Origin of the sequence: Methylophaga sp. UBA2689, from assembly GCA_002354555.1 — a bacterium.
Classification (GTDB): domain Bacteria; phylum Pseudomonadota; class Gammaproteobacteria; order Nitrosococcales; family Methylophagaceae; genus Methylophaga.
The window spans coordinates 10982-11870 of record DELT01000090.1 but is presented as its reverse complement, the minus strand read 5'-3'; the positions used below and the strand labels follow the sequence as shown (position 1 = coordinate 11870).

General features: G+C 42.3%; 1 protein-coding gene and 1 pseudogene. Both read left to right on the top strand.

All coding sequences use genetic code 11. From position 1 onward, the window contains the following. Positions 1-588: EAL domain-containing protein (locus B3M51_RS10465; RefSeq protein ID WP_292759006.1), on the top strand; the 588-nt coding region annotated here is incomplete at its 5' end. A 185-nt stretch (positions 589-773) separates the two neighbouring features. Further along, a pseudogene (locus tag B3M51_RS10460) lies at positions 774-889 on the top strand (formate/nitrite transporter family protein); the annotation flags it as partial.

The following is an 889-nucleotide window of genomic DNA, read 5'->3' as shown; positions in this document are numbered from 1 at the left end:
GGTTTGATTCAGCAGATAGATCATTATGTTATCCACCACGCTCTGCAGCAACTGGGGGCAATGCAAAAGCAGGGAAGAAACGTTTGTTTTGCTATAAACCTCTCTGGTTTGGTAATTGATACATCCGTGTTATTGCCTTTACTGGAAAACACAATTGCCGAACATCAAGTCAATCCCAACGGCATCATTTTTGAAATCACTGAAACAGTAGCAGTCTCTAATCTGCAGCAAGCCAAAGCCATGATGCAGGCAATAAAAGCCTTAGGCTGTCGGTTTTCCCTCGATGATTTTGGCGTCGGGTTTTCCTCATTTAACTATATGCGGGAATTGCCCGTCGACATCATCAAAATTGATGGCATCTTTATTAAAAATCTGGATAAAAATGCCGATGACCAACTTTTTGTCAAAGCTTTAGTTGATGTCGCCAAAGGGCTTAATCGTCAGACCACCGCTGAGTTTGTCGAAAATGCGGAAATATTAGCGCTGTTAAGAGGTTTTGGGGTGGATTTTGCTCAGGGATATCACATTGGCCGCCCACAACCAGCTTTGCTTGATACTACTACCTGGTCTGAGTCAGTTTCTAAATAACATTTCGTTGTTCGTGCGCCTCATGCTTGTGCAGCCGACACGTCGTTTCGAATCATCTTGGTGCAAAAAAACACTTTTTCACAGCGGCCTAAAACGCTAACCAATTGAAACTAAAGCATAAAGAAAGTCAGGCATAAAACATGCTAACTACTTACCTGTTTACATCAATTCAATCTGGAGCGTTTATGTCTTATCTCATACCAAGTGAATTTACCAAAAAAATGGTCGATGCCGGTGAATCAAAGCTCAAAATGGCTACCCGGGACGTATTGATTCGATCTTATATGGCTGGGGCTATCCT